Here is a 19,184-nt window from a genome sequence, read left to right on the forward strand (position 1 = left end):
CATCTGGCGGCTCCGTGACCGACGCGCAACAATGTTACCGGTTTGGGTAATTTTATTTCTTCAGACCCCCGTCACCGACCGGGGCCGGCAAAACGCAGACCACCCCGGCGCGCAACTTCCTGTCGCGACAGGATTTCCGGGCCTGCGCCCCGCGAAAGGGCCCGAAAATTCGCGCCATAAACCTCGGTTTATAGCCATTCACCCCCGGTTCAGCGACGGTCGTTTAATCCCCCGGCCCATGGTCCGGGGTGCCCGGACCCGCCTTGTTCCGGTCATCGGCGCCATCCCGCAAGGGCGGGTGCCGGTTCATCCCAACGGGTTCACGAGAAGGAAGACAGACATGACACGCAGCACCATTTTGGCCCTCGCCTTTGCCGCGCTTGGCAGCACCGCCTTCGCCGCCGACGCGATCACCGACAGCGTGGTCAGCCAGTTGCAGGCGCGCGGCTACGACCGGATCGAGGTCGAACGGTCCGGCGCGCAGATCCGGGTCGAGGCCGTCGGCGGCACTCAGAAATACGAGGCGGTGATCGACCGCGAAACCGGCCAGGTCCTGCGCCAGGAAGCGAGCCGCGCGACCCTGGCCGAGCGCAACCGCGAAAGCGGCGTGCACCTGTCGGACGCGGGCACGGTCAGCACCAGCGGCGACGATGACCACGAAGACGATCACGGCACGGGCCACGACCGGTCGGATGACGACCATTCCGGCCGGGGCGATCACGACGGCAGCGACGACGATCACGACGAGGACCATGACGACAGCGACCACGGTGGGCGCGGCGATAGCGACCATGGGGGCCGGGGCGACAGTGACCATGGCGATGATCACGATGACGGGGACGATCACGGTGACGACGACTGATCCCAGGCCCGGCTCGCACAACGCGGGCCGGAACCGCAACGGCCGGGCCCTGCCCCGGCCCGCAGGCCTGCTTCACCGGGCAGGCCGCATACCTGTGGGCGGGTAGGTCCGCCATGCGCAACCTCCTGTTCGCCATCGCGACGGGCCTCGCCCTTGCCAGCCCGGTCCAGGCGGCCGATCCGGTCACCAATGGCGTGGTCGCGCAACTTTCGGACCAGGGCTATCGGCGGATCGTCATCGGCAAGACCTTTCTTGGCCGGATGCGCATTGTCGCCACCAGCGGCAGCGAACGGCGCGAGATCATCCTCGACCCGCGCAGCGGAGAGATCCTGCGCGACCTCACCCAGCGCGAGGACGGCACCCGCGCCGCGCCGCGGTTGGTGCATTCGGGCGGGTCGGGACCGGATCGCGCGAATGGCGCAAGGTCCGAGAGCGGCGGCAGCAGCAGCGACGATGAAGGAGAAGACGACGGCGGCACATCCGGTGGCAGCCAGTCCAGCGCGAGCAGCAGCGACAGAGAGTCGGCTGACGGCGGCTCGGACGACCGGGGCGACGACGGCGGCTCGGACCGGGGCGGGTCGGATCGCGGAGGCGACGACGACGGCGATGAACCGGACGAACCCGACGAGCCGGACCATGGCGACGATCACGGAGGAGATCACGACGATGCCGAAGACGACTGACCCCGGCCCGGCGGGCGTGTGAAACGCAAGGCCTGGATCTACGCGGTGATCCTGGTGCAGGTGACCTGCGCCGGGGTCTTCGTGGCCGACATCGTGATGTCGGTGGCCGGCCTGCGCGCCGCGCCCCTGTCATGGCACATGCGCGAGATGCTGGAACTGGGCGCTGTCGTCGGGCTGGTGCTGGGCGCAGGCCTGGCCGTCTATGCCTTCCTCGCCACGCTGCGCCGCGAGGAAGGGATCGACAGCCGGTTGCGCGTCGCCTCGGGCGCCTTCATGGACCTGCTCGAGGACCATTTCACCGACTGGGGCCTGACGGCGGCGGAACGCGACGTGGCGCTGTTCATGATCAAGGGGCTGAGCATTGCCGAGATCGCCGCGCTGCGCGCGACCTCGCCCGGCACGGTCAAGGCGCAGAACAACGCGATCTACCGCAAGGCCGGGGTCAGCGGGCGGGCGCAACTGCTGAGCCTGTTCATCGACGACCTGATCGCCGATGCCCTGCCGGGGATCGAACTGCCGGCCGTGAACGAAGCCGCCTGACCCCGGACATGCGAACGGCGGCCCCCGCAGGCGCCGCCGTCAGTCCATGCACAGCGTTCAATCGGCGTCGCGGCCGATTTCCGTGTCGGACATGTCGAACCCGAGGTAGCGCGCCACGGTGAATATGTCCTTGTCACCCCGCCCGCACATGTTCATGCAGATGATGTGATCCGCAGGCAGCTCGGGCGCGATCTTCATCACATGGGCCAGCGCGTGGCAGGGTTCGAGCGCGGGGATGATGCCTTCGGTCTCGCAGCAGAGCTGGAACGCCTCGAGCGCCTCGCTGTCGGTGATCGACACGTATTCGGCGCGACCGGTGTCATGCAGCCAGGAATGTTCGGGCCCGATGCCGGGATAGTCGAGACCGGCCGAGATCGAGAACCCTTCGAGGATCTGCCCGTCCTCGTCCTGCAGCAGGTAGGTGCGGTTGCCATGCAGCACGCCCGGACGCCCGCCGGTGAGCGAGGCGCAATGCTCCATCTTCTCGTTCACGCCCTTGCCGCCGGCCTCGACGCCGATGATCCGCACGGACTTGTCGTCGAGGAAGGGAAAGAACAGCCCCATGGCGTTCGACCCGCCGCCAATGGCCGCGATGATCGTGTCGGGCAGACGGCCCTCCATCTCGGCCAGCTGCTCCTTGGCTTCCTTGCCGATGATCGACTGGAAATCGCGGACCATGGCCGGGTACGGGTGCGGGCCGGCGACGGTGCCGATGCAGTAGAACGTGTCGCGCACATTGGTCACCCAGTCGCGCAGCGCGTCGTTCATCGCGTCCTTCAGCGTGCCCCGACCGCTTGTCACCGGGATCACCTCGGCGCCCAGCAGGCGCATGCGGAAGACGTTGGGCGCCTGGCGCCTGACGTCATGCGCGCCCATGTAGACCACGCATTTCAGGCCGAACTTGGCGCAGACGGTCGCGGTCGCCACACCATGCTGGCCGGCGCCGGTTTCCGCGATGATCCGGGTCTTGCCCATGCGGCGGGCCAGGATGATCTGGCCCAGCACGTTGTTGATCTTGTGCGCGCCGGTGTGGTTCAGCTCGTCGCGCTTGAAGTAGATCTTGGCGCCGCCCAGCCGTTCGCTCAGCCGCTCGGCGTGGTACATGGGCGAAGGCCGGCCGACGTAATGCTTCCAGAGATATTCCATCTCTTCCCAGAAGCTGGCGTCGGTCTTGGCCTTCTCGTACTCGGCCTCGAGCTCGAGGATCAGGGGCATCAGCGTTTCCGACACGAAGCGCCCGCCGTAATCGCCGAACCGGCCCTTTTCGTCGGGTCCGGTCATGAAGCTGTTGAAGAGATCGTTGGCCATGGTCACCCTCTCTGGTCGTCCGCATGGGTCTAGAGGTTTTACCGGGGCCGGACAAGGTGCCGGGGCCCGCGCGCACCGGCTTTCCCGGCTAATTGAGCGCGGCGGTGAAGGCGGCGATCAGCGCGGCGTCCTTTTCTCCGGGCGCGCGTTCCACGCCGGACGACACGTCGACCTGCCGCGCGCCGGTCAGGCGCACCGCCTCGGCCACGTTCTCGGGGGTCAGCCCGCCGGCCAGCATCCAGGGCTTGACCCACTCACGCCCGGCGATCAGCCGCCAGTCGAAGGCAAGGCCATTGCCGCCCGGCAGATCAGCCCCCTTGGGGGGCTTGGCGTCCAGCAGGATCTGGTCGGCCACGGCCTCGTAGGTGGCGATCTTGGGCAGGTCTTCCGCATCGGCCACGCCAACCGCCTTCATCACCGGCAGGCCGTAGCGGGCGCGGACCTCGGCCACCCGCTCGGGGCTTTCCGCGCCATGAAGCTGCAGCATGTCGAGCGGCACGGCAGCCGTGATCGCGTCCAGCAGCGCGTCATCCGCGTTCACGGTCAGCGCCACCTTGGCGACGCCCGGCGGCACGTCGATGGCAAGGTCCCGCGCGGCTTCGATACTGATATTGCGCGGGGATTTCGGAAAGAACACAAAGCCGACATAGGCCGCCCCAGCCTCGACGGCCGCGGCGACGTGTTCGGGCGTGGTCAACCCGCAGATCTTGGCTCTGACCGACATGGCTTAATCGAGCAGGGCGAGAACCTCGTCCTTGCCCTGGTGCTTTTCGCCCTTCAGCTTGGTGACCTCGCGCTCGAGCTTGCCGACCTCGCGCCTTTTCTCCCGGGCCTCGGCGCGGTGCTTGTGTTCGCGCAGCCATTCCCAGATGAACCCGACCAACAGGCCAAAGGCCACGCCCGAGAAGATCACGGCAAAAATCGGCACCGTCACCTGGAAATCGATCCCGAGGAAGCGCCCCAACTCTTCGGGCAGAAGGCGCAGGGTCACGGGGCCAAGGTTCGCAAGGCCGACGGTGATCAGGCAAATGGCAACGATGGCCCAGAAGGCATAGCGGATATAACGCATGGTCGGTTCAGGTCACTTTCCGTTGAGACGGTCACGCAGCAGCTTCCCGGTCTTGAAGAAGGGAACATGCTTCTCTTCCACCTCAACCGATTCACCCGTGCGCGGGTTCCGTCCCACTCTGGCATCCCGCTTCTTGACAGAAAAGGCGCCAAAGCCGCGCAGTTCGACGCGGTCGCCGCGCGCCATGGCATCGGTGATCTCGTCGAAGATCGTCCCGACGATACGCTCCACATCCCGTTGATAAAGATGCGGATTCTCATCGGCGATTTTCTGGATCAGCTCCGAACGGATCATAGTCTACGACCTCCCCGAGGGCTTCATTGGCCCGGTCTTGTTCCCTGACAGAACTATAAGAACAAACTTTCCGCGCGGAAACAGGGGGAAATCGCAATCGGGCCGGATTCCGGCCGAGAAAGGCCGAATTCACCCCCCTTCGGCAGGCTGGAAGGGCAAAATGGAGTTAACCAATTGGGAAATCACGCGGGATTGGCCCGCATCGCGAAAGAATGATTCGGCGGCTGGCAGAAGCCCTTGGGGATCAGCAGCTTACCGCCCCGCCCTCAAACGCGAACGGGCCCCGGAGTCTCCTCCGGGGCCCGCGCATATCGTGCAGCCTTGCGGCCGATGGGATCAGTCGTTGCCCTTGAGCGCGGCGCCCAGGATGTCGCCCAGCGACGCACCGGAGTCGGACGAGCCGAACTGTTCCACGGCTTCCTTCTCTTCGGCGATCTCGCGCGCCTTGATCGACAGGCCCAGACGACGGGTCTTGCTGTCGACGTTGGTGACGCGGACGTCGACGTGGTCACCGACCGAGAAACGCTCGGGGCGCTGTTCGGAGCGGTCACGCGACAGGTCGGAGCGGCGGATGAAGGACTTCATGCCCTCGTATTCCACCTCGATGCCGCCATCTTCGATCGCCGTGACGGTCACGGTGATGATCGAGCCACGCTTCACGCCGCCAACCGCATCCGCGAACTTGTCGCCGCCGACACCCTTGATCGAGAGCGAGATCCGCTCCTTGTCGATGTCGGTTTCGAGGACAACGGCCTTGACCATGTCGCCCTTGCGGTAGTCCTGGATGGCTTCTTCGCCGCGCTGGTCCCAGCTGAGGTCCGACAGGTGAACCATGCCGTCGATGTCGCCCGGCAGGCCGACGAACAGACCGAATTCGGTGATGTTCTTGACCTCGCCCTCGACCTCGGTGCCCTCGGGGTGCGATTCGGCGAACAGCTCCCACGGGTTGCGCATGGTCTGCTTGAGACCCAGCGACACCCGGCGCTTCGCGGGATCGATCTCCAGCACCATGACGTCGACTTCCTGCGAGGTCGACACGATCTTGCCGGGGTGCACGTTCTTCTTGGTCCAGGACATTTCCGAGACGTGAACGAGACCCTCGACACCCGGCTCCAGCTCGACGAAGGCGCCGTAATCGGTGATGTTGGTGACGCGGCCTTTGTGGACCGAACCCAGCGGGTACTTGACGCCGACCAGATCCCACGGATCTTCCTGCAGCTGCTTCATGCCGAGGCTGATACGGTGGGTGTCCTTGTTGATCTTGATGACCTGGACCTTGATGGTCTCGCCGATCGACAGGATCTCGGACGGGTGGTTGACGCGGCGCCAGGCCATGTCGGTGACGTGCAGCAGGCCGTCCACACCGCCCAGGTCGACGAAGGCGCCGTACTCGGTGATGTTCTTGACCACGCCGTCGACCGTCTGACCTTCGGTCAGGTTGGCGATAACCTCAGCGCGCTGCTCGGCACGCGATTCTTCCAGGATGGCGCGGCGCGACACGACGATGTTGCCACGGCGACGGTCCATTTTCAGGATCTGGAAGGGCTGCTTGAGACCCATCAGCGGGCCGGCGTCACGCACGGGGCGCACATCGACCTGGGAGCCGGGCAGGAAGGCCACGGCGCCGCCGAGATCGACGGTGAAGCCACCCTTGACGCGGCCAAAGATCGCGCCTTCGACGCGGGCGTCGTCGGCATAGGCTTTTTCCAGGCGGTCCCAGGCTTCTTCGCGGCGGGCCATCTCGCGCGAGATGACGGCTTCGCCACGGGCGTTTTCAGCCGCGCGGAGGAAGACCTCGACTTCGTCGCCGACGCTGATGTCGGCTTCTTCGCCGGGATTTGCGAATTCTTTCAGATCGACGCGGCCTTCCATCTTGTAGCCGACGTCGATGATGGCCTGGCCTGCCTGGATGGCGATGACCTTGCCCTTGACGACACTGCCTTCATCGGGCGTGTCCATCTCGAAGCTTTCGTTAAGGAGTGCTTCAAACTCTTCCATCGTGTTTGCCATATGGCGTATCAAGTCCTTTTCAGAGCGTTTTTTCCGGCCGTGCGGTTGGGTCCGCCGGTCTTGGGGGTTTCATTGGTCAGACGGGGACAGGCGCGACATTCAAAACAAAGAGGGCCGGTGTTCCCGACCCTGCCCGCTTGATGTCCCGCGATGTTTCCCGCCTTGTCGACGCGCGCGGTATAGCCAGCATGGGCCGCTATCGCAAGGGGGAATGACCCGGACCGGCCCGGGCGGCGGCGCCCTGCCGTCAGGGGGCGCCACGATGAGGGCTCAGCAATACCGTTCCGGCCCGACCCATTGCACGTCGCTGTAACGGTCGCCGTGACACCAGCCCACGGGCAGGATGTCTTCGATCCGCGTCAGGTCGTCGGGCGTGAGGTCGATCTCCCCGCCCCGCGCCACGTCGCGGAAGTGGGCGGTAAAGCGCGTGCCGGGGATCGCGATCACATGGTCGCCCTGAGCAAGGATCCAGGCGATGGCGAGCGCGGCCGTGGGCTCGCCCATCTCGGCGGCCAGTGCGCGGAACTTCTCGGTCGCGGCGAGGTTCGCGGCCAGGTTCGGCGCCTGGAACCGCGGGGTCGAGGCGAGGAAGGGCAGCTCGGCCACCTTGGCCGCATCGGGCGGCGTGTCGGTCAACAGGCCCCGGCCGACGGGGCTGAAGGCAACCAGCATCGTGCCCAGCTCGGCGCAGGTCTGGATCAGCCCCAGTTCCACCGCGCGGCTTTGCAGCGAATATTCCGATTGCACCGCGTCCACGTGGGCGACGGCAGCGGCCCGGCGCAGCGAGCTGGGCGCGATCTCGGAAAAGCCGATGGCGGCCGTCTTGCCCTTCTGCCGCAGCGCATCGAGCGTGCCGCAGACCTCCTCGATCGGGATGTTCGGGTCGCGGCGGTGACAATAGTAGAGGTCCACCTGTTCGACCCCGAGGCGCTTCAGGGACTTGTCCAGCTCGGCCTCGAAATGCTCGGGCCTGTTGTCGAAACAGCGGTTGCCGTCGGCATCCTTGGAAATCCCGGCCTTGGTCGCGATGTGGAACGCGTCCCGCGCGCCGGGGTTGGCGGCAAGGTAATTGCCGATCCGCGTCTCGGACCCGCCAAGGCCATAGGCGTTCGACGTGTCGATATGCGTCACGCCCAGTGCGCGCGCGGCATCCAGGATCTCGACGCTCTGCGCGTCCGTGGCGGGACCGTAGAAATTGGTGAACGACATGGCGCCGTAGCCCACGGCCGAGATTTCCGGGCCATGGGCCCCCAGTTTGCGCATCTTCATATGGGTCAGTCCTTTCGCTGATCGACGGCGCGGATCGCTGCGGCGATGGCGGCGTCGATGTCCAATTCGGATGTGTCGATGATCGTTGCGTCCTCGGCCGGCTTCAGCGGCGCCTCGGCCCGGGTGCTGTCCCGCTCGTCCCGGGCGCGCACGTCGGCCAGCACCTCGGATTCGGCGATGTCGTGGCCGGTGCCGGTCAGCTCCAGCCAGCGGCGATGGGCGCGGACCTCGGCGCTGGCGGTGACGAACAGCTTGGCCTCGGCCTCGGGGCAGATCACGGTGCCGATGTCGCGCCCGTCCAGCACCGCCCCGCCCTGCCGCCGGGCAAAGGCCCGCTGGAAGTCGAGAAGCGCCTGACGCACCTCGCCGATCACGGCGACCTTGCTGGCGGCCTCGGCCACGGCGGGGGTGCGCAGGCCCTCCGCCTCGAGGTCTTCGGCCCGCAGCGCGCGGGCGGCCTCTACCGCATCCACGCCCTCCAGCAGCCTGGCGCCGACGGCGCGGTAGAGCAGCCCGGTGTCGAGATGGGCAAAGCCGAAATGCGCCGCAACCGCGCGGCTGATCGTGCCCTTGCCCGCCGCCGCGGGGCCGTCGATTGCGATGGTGAACGCCATGAGGCCTCCGGGTTTTGCCCCTTGCGTAAGGCAAGGCGCCCGGGGCCTCAAGCCCGCCGGCGCCGCCAAAACGCGGCGAGCCCGCCGATCAGCAGCGCGGTAAGGCCGATGGTATCCCCGATGGACTTGACGACGGTCCAGGTGCTGGCCCGCGCCACCTGGTCTGCGGTCAGCGCGTCGAGCGGCGTGGCGAGCATCCCGGCGACCAGGTGGTTTTCGGTGTAATCCCCGACGGCCCCGACCAGCACGGCAAGACACAGCGGCAGGGCGACGCGCGGCCGGTAAAGCCCCCAGAGGCCCAGCCAGAGCGACAGCGCCAGCAGGCCGGGGTAGAACAGGTCCATGATGCGCTGCGGACCGGTGTAGAGCGCCCGACCCGTGTCGTTCAGCGCGCCAAGGAACTCCCGCGCCGCGTCGATATGATAGCCCGTGGGCCGCATGTCGAACGCCGGCAGCCCGCCCGCCTCGGCCTCGATCGTCGGCAGGGTCCAGGTCGTCATGGTGACATAAATCACCATCGAGGCAGCGAAGACCGCCCAGAAGGCCCACCAATATGCCGCAGGCCGGCGCATCAGACCCCCTCGATCACCGCGCCAAGGCGCGTCATCAGCGGCTCGAAGATCGGGAAGGAGGTGGCGATCGGCCCCGCGTCATCCACGGTCATCGGCTTTTCGGTCGCGAAGCCCATCACGAGGAAGGACATGGCGATGCGGTGGTCGAGATGTGTCTCGACCACCGCCCCGCCCGGCACGTCGCCGAAGCCGCGGCCATGGACCGTCCACCAATCCTCGCCCTCGTCCACCGTGATGCCCGCGGCGCGCAGCCCCTTGGCCATGGCGTCGATCCGGTCGGATTCCTTGACCCGCAGCTCCTTGACGCCCGGCATATGGGTCTTACCCTTGGCGAAGCAGGCGACGACCGACAACACCGGGTATTCGTCGATCATCGAGGCGGCGCGCTCTGCCGGCACCTCGATGCCCTGCATGTCGGGCGAAAAGCGCGCGCGCAGGTCGGCGACGGGCTCGCCGCCCTCGTGGCGCAGGTTCTCGTAAGTCAGGTCCGCGCCCATCTCGCGCAGGGTCGAGAAGAGCCCGGCGCGCGTGGGGTTGAGCCCGATGTTCGGCACCAGCACGTCCGACCCTTCCGTCAGCAGCGCGGCGCAGACCGGGAAGGCGGCCGACGACGGATCGCGTGGCACCGCGATGACCTGCGGGCTCAGCTCGGGCTGGCCGGTCAGGGTGATGACGCGGCCCTCGGGCGTGTCCTCGGTCATGATCTCGGCGCCGAAGCCGGCCAGCATCCGCTCGGTATGATCGCGCGTGGCCTCCTTCTCGATCACCACGGTCTGGCCGGGGGCATTGAGGCCCGCCAGCAGCACGGCGGATTTCACCTGGGCCGAGGGCACGGGCACCCGGTAGCGCACCGGCACCGGCTCGCGCGCGCCGACGATGGTCATGGGCAGGCGGCCCCCGGCGCGGCCGTAGGCTTGCGCGCCGAAGAGCGCCAGAGGGTCCGTCACCCGCGCCATGGGCCGCTTGTTGAGGCTGGCGTCCCCGGTGAAGGTCACCGTGATCGGCGTGGTCGCCATCGACCCCATGATCAGGCGCACGCCGGTGCCCGAATTGCCGCAATCGACCACCTGCGCCGGTTCGGCAAAGCCGCCGACACCCACGCCGTAGACCACCCATTCCCCGTTGCCGAGGTCCGCCACGTCGGCGCCGAAGGCCCGCATCGCTTTGGCGGTGTCCAGCACGTCCTCGCCCTCGAGCAGGCCGGAGATCCGCGTCTCGCCCACGCTCATCGCGCCGAGGATCAGCGAGCGGTGCGAAATCGACTTGTCCCCGGGCACCTGCGCCTCGCCTTTCAGCGGGCCGGACTTGCGGGACAACATGGGGGTGGGTGTGCCATGGCCGGACATGGGCGGTCTCCTCGGAATGCCTCGGGCGCGGTGATAGCGGTAAAGGCGGGGGCCGGCAACGGGGCGTCTGGATCGATGCGCGACCGGGGGCCAGCTCCCCGACGGCGCATCCCTGGGAGCCCCATCCGACCGCAGCACCGCTAGGGGGCAGCCCCCCAGACCCCCCGGAGTTTACAGGCACAATGAAAAGCGGATCGGAGCCCCTGCTTTCACTTTTCCCCAAATACTCCCGCCGGAGGCGTCCGCCCTATCGGTCAGCCCTGCCGCCGGAAGGTAAGGTAATGCGGGGTGCGGCCCTCGCGCAAGGCCTTCTGCTCGTACCGGGTCGGGATCCAGTCGTCCCAGGGTTCGCGCCAGTCGGCGGGGCGCTCGGCCAGCCAGTCGAAGCCCTGCCGGGGCACCTGCTCCAGCGTCTGGCGGACGTAGTCGGGAATGTCCGTCGCCACGCGGAAGATCGCGCCGGGCTTGAGCTTGGCGGCCAGCGGCGCGAGGTGGTCGGGCGTGACGAAGCGGCGGCGGTGGTGGCGTTTCTTGGGCCAGGGATCCGGGTAGAGCAGGAAGGCGCGGTCGAGGCTGGCATCGGGCAGCACGTCGAAGAGATGGCGCGCATCGCCGGGATGGACGCGCAGGTTGTCGACCCCCGCCTCGCGGATCTTGCCCAGCAGCATGGCGACTCCGTTGATGAAGGGCTCGGCTCCGATGATCCCGACGCCCGGGTTCTGCTGCGCCTGGTGCACCAGGTGCTCGCCGCCGCCAAAGCCGATTTCCAGCCAGACCGGGCGGTCGCCGAAGACGGCCGCGAGGTCGAGCGGTTTGCGGTCCGGGTTCTCTTCCCAGCTGACCGCGCCGGGCGACAGCGCGTCGAGATCCTCGCGCAGGTAGGTTTCCTGGCTGGGGCGCAGGGTCTTGCCCTTGAACCGGCCATAGAAATTGCGCCAGGGCGCGCCGGAGGGGTGCTTGTCGGAAGGCGTGTCGCTCATGTCGCGGCATTTAGCGACAGGCGCGGGAAAGGGCAATCTCAGGCGACGCGCGCGGGGGACGGATCACCGCGAATATGCGCGCATGCGAACGATGGCTATGTGATAATAGCCAATGGTTCAATTTTGCGACTGCGTTATCTGAGGGGTCAGCGAAAAATCAAGCCGGTTCTCGTGACCGGCCGCACCAGATAGGAGACTCACATGACCAATTCACCCGCCCTCGCCTATGCCGCCCCGCTGGGCCGCATCCTGCTGTCGCTCATCTTCATCATCGCCGGCCTGCAGAAAATCCCCGGCTATGCTGGCACCCAGCAATACATGGATGCCATGGGCGTCCCCGGCGCGCTGCTGCCGCTGGTGATCGTCCTGGAACTGGTCGGCGGCATCGCGCTGCTGATCGGCTGGCAGGCCCGCATCACCGCCTGCCTGCTGGCCGGGTTCAGCCTGGCGTCGGGCGCCCTGTTCCACCTGCTGCCGGGCCTCGGCATGGACGGCATGGCCAGCCAGGCCGAGATCACAAGCTTCATGAAGAACGTGTCGATCGCCGGCGGCATGCTGATGATCGTAGCGCTTGGCGCCGGGCCGGCCTCGGTCGACCGCAAGGGCGTGGCCGTTCCGGCCGAGTGATGCCTGGATCCGGACGACAGGGAAAGGAGCGCTTCGGCGCTCCTTTTTTCATGCGCGAAACATGACCTCGGAGCGCAGTGGGAACGGGAAGTCGGGGGAAGCGCCTGGCAGCCCGTAGGGGAATCGAACCCCTCTTTCCAGGTTGAAAACCTGGCGTCCTAACCGATAGACGAACGGGCCGCTTGGCGTGAGGCGGCTTTTAGGAAATCACCCGCGCCGGTGCAAGCGGAAACTTGGCCCCGCCCCCGTGTTTTTTCACCGGCCGCACCACCGGGTTCAGCCCTGCGCGGGCGCCGCATCCTCGAGGCGCAACTGCACCGATTGCCGCCCGCCCCAGTGGTTGATCTCGAGCCGCCCGGCAACGTGGAATCGCTGGCCGTTGTGCGCCGCAAGGCGCGGCCCAATTGGCCCGTCCATCGCACCGAAGCAGATCGAATCGACCGACGCGCCGAGACCGTCCTTGAAGGTGACCTTGAGATGCCCCGTGCCGACTTCGCGGCAATAGCCGACAGCCAGATCCGGGAAGGCAAAGCGCGGGGCCGAGGCGCCGGCGCCGAAGGGACCGGCCTGTTCGACCTGGTTGATGAGTTCCGGCGTGGCGGCCCGCGGCATCAGCGTCGCGTCGACCTTCAGGTCCTGCGGCCCCAGCCGGTCGGCGCCCTGTTTCGCCAGTAGCTCGGACAGGCGCGCCATGGCTTCGTCCAACTTGCCGCGCGCCACGGTCAGGCCGGCCGCCATGCGGTGGCCGCCGCCCTTGATCAGCAACCCCTCGGCCGCGACCTTGTGCACGCTGGCGCCAAGGTCGATGCCCGACACCGACCGGCCCGAGCCCTTGCCCTCGTCCCCGTCGAGGCCGATCACCACGGCCGGGCGGCCCGTCGCCTCCTTGATGCGGCTGGCGACGATGCCGACGACGCCCGGGTGCCAGCCCTCGCCCGCGGCCCAGACCAGCGGGCCGTCCAGGCCCCGCTCCTCGGCCTGGGCCAGGGCGGCGGTGCGGACCTGCGCCTCGATCTCGCGCCGCTCGGTGTTCAACTCGTCCAGCCGGTCAGCCATGGCGCGGGCCTCGACCGGGTCGGCGGTGGCCAGCAGCCGCGCGCCGAGGTCGGCCTTGCCGATGCGCCCGCCCGCGTTGACGCGCGGGCCCATGAGAAAGCCAAGGTGGTAGGTGCTGGGCGTCGAATCCATCCGCGCCACGTCGGCGAGAGCCACGAGGCCGGGCCGGTCGCGCCCGGCCATGACGCGCAGGCCCTGCCGGACCAGGGCCCGGTTGACGCCGATCAGCGGCGCCACGTCGGCCACGGTCGCCAGCGCCACGAGGTCTAGAAGGCCCATCAGGTCCGGCCCCCGTTGCCCCGCCGCGCGCATCTGCCGGCCGCATTCCACCAGCGCAAGAAAGACGACGCCCGCCGCGCAGAGATGGCCGAGATCGCCGCTTTCGTCCTGCCTGTTCGGGTTCACCACGGCCAGCGCCTCGGGCAGCGTCTCGCCCCCGAGGTGGTGGTCGAGGATGACCACATCCGCCCCCTGCGCCGCCGCGACCGGGCCATGGCTGAGCGTGCCGCAATCGACGCAGACGATCAGGTCATGGTCCTTGGCGAGGGCGGCCATGGCGGGTTCGTTGGGCCCGTAGCCTTCGTCGATGCGGTCGGGCACGTACAGCGTCGCCTGCCGGCCCAGCGCCCGCAGCCACCAGATCAGCAGCGCGGCCGAAGACCCGCCGTCCACGTCGTAATCGGCAAAGATCGCGATGCGCTCGCGCCGCTCAACGGCGGACAGCAGGCGGGCGGCGGCCTTGGCCATGTCCTTCAGCTCGTGCGGATCGGGCAGGAGGTCGGCCAGCCTGGGCTCGAGGAACCGCCGCGCGTCCCCCGGCGCCACGCCGCGCCGCACCAGCACCGCGCAGAGCGAGCGCGGCAGGCCGGTCGCCTGCTCCATCGCCTCGGCCTGGCGCTCTGCCTCGACCGAGGGCCCCACCCAGCGCCGCCCGGTCAGCGACGATTCGACACCCAGATATCCCATGGCCCTGGGGTTTGCCGGATGCGGGGCGCGGGCACAATGGCGCAGATGGCCCGCGGCAGGGCGCCAGCGACCTGCGGGGCGGGTCGCCGGGACGATGACCCGGGAGGAACAGGGCCGATTGCAAGCGCGACCTTCGGCGTCGGGACCATGGCGACGCCCGATTGGACCGGATCGCTTGATCCGTGTGGCGCAACCGGCGCTCGGCTTCGGCCACCGCCATCCGGCTTCTGCCTTGTTGCCATGCTGACCGCGCAGTTCAGGCGATGCGGCAGCGGGCCGGATCCCCTTTTGATCACCCCCGGTCGCGCAGCCGTTCCGACAGGGATTGCAGGTTGTTCAGCGATTGCAGGTGGATGAAGATCATCTCGAGCTCATCCGCCTGCAACAGCTGTTGCACCGTCTCGGCCCCGAGCGCCTTGAGCCGGTCCCGGTTCACCGCGGAAAAGCCGTTCAGGCGCCGCGTCTCGCCCGCCGGGGTCGTGTAGCTGGCCTGCATCGGCTCGAGCAGCCCAAGCTCGGCCAGGCGCTTGCAGAAGGCTCCGGTGCGCAGGAACTGGGCCTGGTAGTCCCGGGCAAAGTCCAGCACGCCTTGCAGGTAGACGGTCCGTTCGCCCCGGCTGTCGAACAGGCGCTCGCCTTCGTTGTCGGTGTTGATCCCGTCATGCTCGGTATCGATGCAGAGCGTGAGCGCCCCCTCCTCCTGGCCCGCGGCAAAGACAAAGGGATAGCGGCGAATAAGGGCCGGAAGGTAGCGCCCGGTCCAGCGGCCATCCTCGGCGACGAACAGGTTCTGCACCTCGGCGAGGCCCAGGATCACCACGGGAAAGGCGGTTGTGCCCGCGCCGGCAAAGACGATGGTGCCCTCGACCGCAGCCGCGCGGAACTCGGCCGCGACCAGCGGCACCGAGTTGACACTTCGGGCAAAGCCGTAGGCGCCCTCGGTCCGGATCGAGACATCGCGATGCGCCGTATTCGACAGCGGCACGGCGTTCTTGTAGAACAGAAGTTGCTGGGTCATCGGGAAATCCTCTGGTGATGTGGCTTGGGTCGAAATGCGCGGTGTGCCGACGCAGTGTCAGCGATCGGTGCGCCCGGTTTCAAGGGGATTTCGCGCGGACGCGGCCCGCGACATGCGTGTTGCCCGACGCGCTAGTCCAGCTTGCGCCCGGCTGAGCCGGCCATACGATGGTTCCCGCGGAACAAGCGAGACTCCCATTCTTGCCACGAAACTTTCCGGCGGGTGGCGACGCCTGCCCTGGCCGCGTGTTTGCCTGCTCGGCCTCGCCCCGGCAGCCACCTGCGCCCTTGCGGGCGAGGCCGACCAGCCGGTGGTGCGGGCCGACGCTCTCGACCGGCAAGCCGCCGCCCTTCTGGCCGAACAGGTCGTTCAAGTGACACTCTGGTCCCCCGTCCTGCCCCGCGCCATCAAATATTTCTCAAGGGATTGAGCTTGGCCACTGGGGTCCGAGAGGCGCGATCGCCCCTTTGCCGGTCTGCGCCTGCACCGGTGCAACGACAGGGAGCGGCCTGATTTTCCGGAAGACCCCGGTCAGATGGTGCGGTCGAGAAGACTCGAACTTCCACGGGAGTTACCCCACAGCGACCTCAACGCTGCGCGTCTACCAATTCCGCCACGACCGCACTGTCCTGACTTGGTGAGGCCGCTCAATAGCGAAGGATTCGGCGGATGTGAAGCGCAAATTTCACCCTCTCGCAGGTTCTTTCCCGCCGCCTCGAATCGCGTCCCGTGGCTCACTTCTCCGGCATTCCGACCCGGCGCCTCGCCCCGCGCGCCGGGCCCCTCTTGCCAAGTCCGGCCTCGAGGCGCACCATGTCTGGCATGACCAAATCCATCCGCATCGATTTCGTATCGGACGTCGTTTGCCCCTGGTGCATCGTCGCCCATGGCCAGCTGCAGGAGGCCGCGCTTCGCACCGGCATCCCGCTGCAGATCCATTGGCACCCGTTCGAGCTGAACCCCTCAATGCCGCCCTCGGGCCAGGACATGCGCAGCTACCTCGCGACCAAGTACGGCATCACGCCCGAGCAGAGCGCACGCAACCGCGCCCAGCTGATCGAGCTCGGCGCCGAGGTGGGATTTGCCTTCTCCTACCCGCAGGACATGCGGGTGGTGAACACCTTCCACGCGCACCAGCTGATCGACTGGGCACGGATCAAGGGCGACCAGGCCCTGGTCAAGATGGCGCTCTTCCGCGCCTATTTCACCGAGAACCGCGATGTCTCGGACCTGTCGGTCCTGGCCGAGCTGGCCGAGGAATGCGGCCTCGACGGCGCCGAGGCTCAAGAGGTGCTGGCCCGGGGCGAACGCGCCGCCGACGTGCGCGCGATGCAGCAGTTCTGGCTCGCGAAGGGCATCGACTCGGCCCCTTCGCTGGTCTTCCAGCAGAAATACCTGGTGACCGGCGCCCAGGGCATCGAGGGCTATACCGAGCTGCTGACCGAACTGCACGACGAACACGCCTGAAAGAAGCACGACACCGGGCCGCGCCTCGGTTCCGGCCGGCCCAACGCGCCCTGTCTTTTTGCACGACCTCCGGCCTCATCGCGCCCCCAGCCCTTCATTGTTTCTCAAATACCTCGGGGAGCCCGAGGGGCAGCGCCCCTCGGTCCCGCACCGTCCGCCTGCGCCTCGGTCCCCTTGCCTACTCCCCACGACCGCCTTGGTCCCGTCGCACCTCGGGGAGCGAGGGGCTGGCCTCTCGCTCTCGCCCCCTCCACGCGCCCGCCGCGGCCACACTGGCGAACCCCGCTCAACGCGCGCCAACCGGGCGGCGGCGCAGCCGCCGCCCGCCGGTCGGATCGCCCCCGGCGATCCGAAATCCCTTTCCCTCGACCTCGACCGGGATTATCCCGGGGCCATGGTAGAGTGGATCATCACCGACGGGCTGACCGATTACGCCGAGGCCCTGCAGTTTATGGAATCGCGGGCCGGTGCGATCGCCGCCGGCACCGCCGAAGAATGCATCTGGCTGGTCGAGCATCCGCCGCTCTACACCGCCGGCACCTCGGCCAGGCCCGAGGACCTGACCGACCCCGACCGCTTCCCGGTCTATGAGGCACGGCGCGGCGGGCAATATACCTATCACGGGCCAGGCCAGCGCGTGGTCTACGTGATGCTCGACCTCGGCAAGCGCGGCCGCGACCTGCGCCGTTTCGTGCAACAGCTCGAGGACTGGGTGATCGCCACGCTCGGCACCTTCAACCTGCGCGGCGAGATCCGCGAGGGCCGCGTGGGCGTCTGGATCACCCGGCCCGACCGCCCCGCCAATGCCGACGGCTCCCCCGCCGAGGACAAGATCGCCGCCATCGGCATCCGCCTGCGCCGCTGGGTCAGCTTCCACGGCATCTCGATCAACGTCGACCCGGATCTCGAGCATTTCTCGGGCATCGTGCCTTGCGGCATCCGCGACCACGGGGTCACCAGCCTGGTGGACCTCGGGTTGCCGGTGACGATGGATGACCTCGACGTGGCGCTCCGCCAGTGCTTCGACGAGGTCTTCGCGTCGGGCTCAGCCCCGGCCCCTGCGACACATAGTGACATTTGAATATCACGCCAGCCTGCCTAGATACCGGACGTCACATCCGTTCCGGGAGGCCACCATGCCCAGCCGCAAGCACCACCTGACGTTCACCCTGATCCTGACCGGATTCATGACCCTGATCGTGGCCGGCATCTCGGTGCTGCGCGCCAATGGCCTCGGGCCCGATTACATGCCGATCTGGATCTCGTCCTGGCTGTTCAGCTGGGCCATCGCCTTTCCGACCATGGCCATCGCCGCGCCGAAGGTGCGCAAGCTGACCACGCAGTTGGTCGGCGCCTGACCAAGGCCCCTGCCCCATTCACGACGAACGCCGGCCCCGCGAGGGACCGGCGTTCTTTTCCTTCCGGCAGGTCGGGCTCAGGCCGCGGCGCGGGCGCTGGTCTTGCCGATCATCAGGTCGAGGTTCTGCACAGCCGCGCCCGAGGCGCCCTTGCCGAGGTTGTCGAGCACGGCGATCACCACGACGCGCCCCGTGGCCGCGTCTCCGCGGACGTGCAACTGCATCTGGTTGGTGTCGTTCAGCGCCGTCGGCACGATGCGCGAGGCCTGGTCGGCCAGGTCCGCGACCGAGACCTCTCCGCCCGCCGGGTAATGCGCGGCCAGCGCGCCGTGCACGTCCTCTATCGTCGGCGTACCGGGCAGCAGGCCCAGGTGCAGAGGCACCTGCACCGCCATGCCCTGCGCGAAGTTCCCGACCGAAGGCACAAAGATCGGGTGACGCGACAGTTTCGCGTATTCCATGATCTCGGGCAGGTGCTTGTGGGTCTGGCCGGTGGCGTAGATGAAGGCGTCCGGCGCCTCGCCCGCGTCGTATTCGCCGATCAGCGCCTTGCCGCCGCCGGTATAGCCCGAGATCGCGTTGATCGTGACGCCGTGGTCGGCGGGCACCAGCCCGGCCGCCACCAGGGGCGCGAGGATCGCGATGGCCCCGGTCGAATAGCACCCCGGGTTGGCGACGTAGCGCGCGGCGGCGATCCGCTCGGCCTGGCCGGCGGACAGCTCGGGAAAGCCGAAGACCCAGTCCGGGTTCACCCGGTGCGCGGTCGAGGCGTCGATGATCCGGGTGCCCAAGTCCTTCGACAGCGCCACCGCCTCGATCGCGGCGGCATCGGGCAGGCACAGGATCGCCACGTCGGCGGCGCCAAAGGCGTCACGTCGCGCATCGGCATCCTTGCGCAGGTCGGGGTCGATCTGGATCAGCTCCACATCCGCCCGGTCCTGCAGCCGTTCGCGGATCTGAAGCCCGGTGGTGCCGGCCTCTCCGTCGATGAATACCTTTGCTGCCATGGTCGCCTCCAGTCATGAGGGGTGGGTTCGCGCGTGCTATAGCGGATAATCCCGCGGGCGACAAACAAAGACGCAGGTGGCGCGATTCCCTACGCGCGACGGGGCGCGCGACCCTGCAGAGATGCGCCCTGCGACGAT

The 19,184-nt window shown here is 67.8% G+C and carries 20 protein-coding genes and 2 tRNA genes; 7 read left to right on the plus strand and 15 right to left on the minus strand.

Annotated features, from left to right (window positions below; all coding sequences use genetic code 11):
• The first annotated feature begins 340 nt into the window (after positions 1 to 340).
• The 3 genes from MF270_RS18690 to MF270_RS18700 all read left to right on the plus strand — a co-directional run bounded on the left by MF270_RS18690 (position 341) and on the right by MF270_RS18700 (position 2,085).
• A complete protein-coding gene (locus MF270_RS18690; RefSeq protein ID WP_238367299.1) occupies positions 341 to 862 on the plus strand; it encodes a PepSY domain-containing protein in 522 nt (173 codons plus the stop codon).
• A 113-nt stretch (positions 863 to 975) separates the two neighbouring features.
• Complete coding sequence (locus tag MF270_RS18695) at positions 976 to 1,545, plus strand: hypothetical protein (RefSeq protein WP_238367300.1); 570 nt, start codon at positions 976 to 978, stop codon at positions 1,543 to 1,545.
• An 18-nt stretch (positions 1,546 to 1,563) separates the two neighbouring features.
• A complete protein-coding gene (locus MF270_RS18700) occupies positions 1,564 to 2,085 on the plus strand; it encodes a helix-turn-helix transcriptional regulator (protein ID WP_238367301.1) in 522 nt (173 codons plus the stop codon).
• Between the two features lie 57 nt (positions 2,086 to 2,142).
• Here MF270_RS18700 and trpB read toward each other — a convergent pair whose 3' ends face one another.
• The 10 genes from trpB to trmB all read right to left on the minus strand — a co-directional run bounded on the left by trpB (position 2,143) and on the right by trmB (position 11,547).
• Entirely contained in the window at positions 2,143 to 3,393 is a 1,251-nt protein-coding gene (trpB, locus tag MF270_RS18705) for a tryptophan synthase subunit beta (protein ID WP_238367302.1), read from the minus strand.
• Positions 3,394 to 3,481: 88 nt separating this feature from the next.
• The gene (locus MF270_RS18710; RefSeq protein WP_238367303.1) at positions 3,482 to 4,117 is read right to left on the minus strand and encodes a phosphoribosylanthranilate isomerase; all 636 of its coding nucleotides are present in this window, start codon (positions 4,115 to 4,117) and stop codon (positions 3,482 to 3,484) included.
• 3 nt (positions 4,118 to 4,120) lie between these two features.
• On the minus strand, positions 4,121 to 4,462 hold the full coding sequence (locus MF270_RS18715) for a lipopolysaccharide assembly protein LapA domain-containing protein (RefSeq protein ID WP_238367304.1): 342 nt from the start codon (positions 4,460 to 4,462) through the stop codon (positions 4,121 to 4,123).
• Positions 4,463 to 4,474: 12 nt separating this feature from the next.
• Complete coding sequence (gene ihfB, locus MF270_RS18720; protein ID WP_238367305.1) at positions 4,475 to 4,756, minus strand: integration host factor subunit beta; 282 nt, start codon at positions 4,754 to 4,756, stop codon at positions 4,475 to 4,477.
• A 336-nt stretch (positions 4,757 to 5,092) separates the two neighbouring features.
• Entirely contained in the window at positions 5,093 to 6,766 is a 1,674-nt protein-coding gene (gene rpsA, locus MF270_RS18725; protein WP_238367306.1) for a 30S ribosomal protein S1, read from the minus strand.
• A gap of 270 nt (positions 6,767 to 7,036) precedes the next feature.
• Positions 7,037 to 8,035, minus strand: coding sequence for an aldo/keto reductase (locus tag MF270_RS18730; RefSeq protein ID WP_238367307.1), 999 nt, complete (start codon positions 8,033 to 8,035; stop codon positions 7,037 to 7,039).
• Between the two features lie 5 nt (positions 8,036 to 8,040).
• Positions 8,041 to 8,649, minus strand: coding sequence for a (d)CMP kinase (locus MF270_RS18735; protein WP_238367308.1), 609 nt, complete (start codon positions 8,647 to 8,649; stop codon positions 8,041 to 8,043).
• Between the two features lie 47 nt (positions 8,650 to 8,696).
• Positions 8,697 to 9,221: a hypothetical protein gene (locus MF270_RS18740; RefSeq protein WP_238367309.1), complete on the minus strand. Its 525-nt coding sequence runs from the start codon at positions 9,219 to 9,221 to the stop codon at positions 8,697 to 8,699.
• Complete coding sequence (gene aroA, locus MF270_RS18745; protein WP_238367310.1) at positions 9,221 to 10,567, minus strand: 3-phosphoshikimate 1-carboxyvinyltransferase; 1,347 nt, start codon at positions 10,565 to 10,567, stop codon at positions 9,221 to 9,223. Before aroA ends, MF270_RS18740 begins: the two co-directional genes overlap by 1 nt.
• Before the next feature lie 254 nt (positions 10,568 to 10,821).
• Positions 10,822 to 11,547, minus strand: a complete 726-nt coding sequence (gene trmB / locus MF270_RS18750) for a tRNA (guanosine(46)-N7)-methyltransferase TrmB (protein WP_238367311.1) — start codon at positions 11,545 to 11,547, stop codon at positions 10,822 to 10,824.
• 201 nt (positions 11,548 to 11,748) lie between these two features.
• On the opposite strand from trmB, the gene MF270_RS18755 reads away from it, so the two are divergent.
• Positions 11,749 to 12,174 (plus strand): DoxX family protein, encoded by a 426-nt coding sequence (locus tag MF270_RS18755; RefSeq protein ID WP_238367312.1) that lies wholly within the window; start codon positions 11,749 to 11,751, stop codon positions 12,172 to 12,174.
• Between the two features lie 105 nt (positions 12,175 to 12,279).
• Here the strand turns inward: MF270_RS18755 and MF270_RS18760 are convergent.
• From MF270_RS18760 to MF270_RS18775, 4 genes are all read right to left on the minus strand, one after another.
• Positions 12,280 to 12,354 (minus strand) — tRNA-Glu (locus MF270_RS18760).
• A gap of 96 nt (positions 12,355 to 12,450) precedes the next feature.
• A complete protein-coding gene (gene recJ, locus MF270_RS18765; RefSeq protein ID WP_238367313.1) occupies positions 12,451 to 14,196 on the minus strand; it encodes a single-stranded-DNA-specific exonuclease RecJ in 1,746 nt (581 codons plus the stop codon).
• A gap of 292 nt (positions 14,197 to 14,488) precedes the next feature.
• Complete coding sequence (locus tag MF270_RS18770; RefSeq protein ID WP_238367314.1) at positions 14,489 to 15,214, minus strand: SapC family protein; 726 nt, start codon at positions 15,212 to 15,214, stop codon at positions 14,489 to 14,491.
• 536 nt (positions 15,215 to 15,750) lie between these two features.
• Positions 15,751 to 15,837, minus strand: a tRNA-Leu gene (locus MF270_RS18775).
• Positions 15,838 to 16,036: 199 nt separating this feature from the next.
• Between MF270_RS18775 and MF270_RS18780 the strand changes: the two genes are divergently transcribed.
• The 3 genes from MF270_RS18780 (at position 16,037) to MF270_RS18790 (ending at position 18,039) form a co-directional block, all read left to right on the plus strand.
• The gene (locus tag MF270_RS18780; RefSeq protein ID WP_238367315.1) at positions 16,037 to 16,681 is read left to right on the plus strand and encodes a DsbA family oxidoreductase; all 645 of its coding nucleotides are present in this window, start codon (positions 16,037 to 16,039) and stop codon (positions 16,679 to 16,681) included.
• Positions 16,682 to 17,075: 394 nt separating this feature from the next.
• Positions 17,076 to 17,762: a lipoyl(octanoyl) transferase LipB gene (gene lipB, locus MF270_RS18785; RefSeq protein ID WP_238367316.1), complete on the plus strand. Its 687-nt coding sequence runs from the start codon at positions 17,076 to 17,078 to the stop codon at positions 17,760 to 17,762.
• A 55-nt stretch (positions 17,763 to 17,817) separates the two neighbouring features.
• On the plus strand, positions 17,818 to 18,039 hold the full coding sequence (locus tag MF270_RS18790) for a DUF2798 domain-containing protein (protein WP_238367317.1): 222 nt from the start codon (positions 17,818 to 17,820) through the stop codon (positions 18,037 to 18,039).
• Between the two features lie 77 nt (positions 18,040 to 18,116).
• Here the strand turns inward: MF270_RS18790 and argC are convergent, their stop codons facing one another.
• Positions 18,117 to 19,046 (minus strand): N-acetyl-gamma-glutamyl-phosphate reductase, encoded by a 930-nt coding sequence (gene argC / locus MF270_RS18795; protein ID WP_238367318.1) that lies wholly within the window; start codon positions 19,044 to 19,046, stop codon positions 18,117 to 18,119.
• Between the last annotated feature and the right edge of the window lie 138 nt (positions 19,047 to 19,184).

This window comes from Mesobacterium pallidum (genome assembly GCF_019966535.1).
In the GTDB taxonomy this organism is placed as follows: domain Bacteria; phylum Pseudomonadota; class Alphaproteobacteria; order Rhodobacterales; family Rhodobacteraceae; genus Mesobacterium; species Mesobacterium pallidum.